The following is a 1,033-nucleotide window of genomic DNA, read 5'->3' as shown; positions in this document are numbered from 1 at the left end:
CGAGACACTCATGACCGATATTACCGAACTTTATTGCTTAATGGATGATTTTTGCAAAAAATTTGAGCCAATATTAAATGCAAAGCGCTTAACGGAGGGAGCCAAGCAGCGTATCCGTGCCAGTTCTCTTTCTTTGGCAGAGCTGATGACGCTAGTGGTATTGTTCCATCAAATTCGTTATCGCCAGTTCAAATCATTCTATCTTCATCATGTGTGTCAGCATCTCAGGGCTGAATTTCCAACCCTTCCCTCTTATTCTCGCTGTATTGTGAACTCCTTCCCCCCTCTGTGCAATGGCGCTTTATGGCTTCTTTCAAACAGTTAAGGGCGACTGCTCAGGACTCTCTATTGTCGACGCCACGCCGCTCGCCGTTTGCGATAACCTGCGTATTAAGCGTCATCGTGTTTTTCAAGGCTTGGCAGAACGGGGGAAAAGCTCAACCGGCTGGTTTTTTGGTTTTAAATTACATGCGATTATCAATCATCGAGGCGAACTACTCAGTATTTTTCTAACCTCTGGTAATGGTGATGATAGAAAACCTGTTCCTCACCTGGCCAAAGCGCTTTTTGGCCAACTTTACGCAGACAAAGGCTATATTTCTAAAACACTATTACAACAGCTCAAAGAAAAGGGGATCGCCTTTATCACTCGTGTTCGTCGCAACATGAAGCCTCTCGAGCACACTGAGTTTGATAATGCCATTTTGCGTAAACGTTCATTGGTTGAAACCGTTTTTGATCAACTCAAAAATATGTGCCAAATAGAGCATACTCGTCATCGTTCACCACAGAATTTTATCATTAATTTACTTGGCGGTATCGTCGCTTACTGCCTCACTCCATCCAAACCAAAATTAGCTCTGTATTGTTCAAATATCGTTACATTATAAAATAGTCGGCTTATCCCGAACTCAGGTTATAAATACGGAGGCATTCTTCTGCTAGCAGCGGGATTTTTTGCACCTCGAACCGCTGTGGTGAGGGAATGCCTGTTACCTGACGCAGCGCATACCAAATGGCATTACTCCAAGAC

The 1,033-nt window shown here is 43.8% G+C and carries 1 pseudogene; it reads left to right on the top strand.

Annotated elements, in window-relative coordinates:
* Nucleotides 1–10: 10 nt before the first annotated feature.
* A pseudogene (locus REG_RS09915) lies at nucleotides 11–890 on the top strand (IS982 family transposase).
* Nucleotides 891–1,033 lie beyond the last annotated feature (143 nt).

Origin of the sequence: Candidatus Regiella insecticola LSR1 (assembly GCF_000143625.1) — a bacterium.
In the GTDB taxonomy this organism is placed as follows: Bacteria; Pseudomonadota; Gammaproteobacteria; order Enterobacterales; family Enterobacteriaceae; genus Regiella; species Regiella insecticola.
This window is presented reverse-complemented; position numbering and strand designations above follow the sequence as displayed.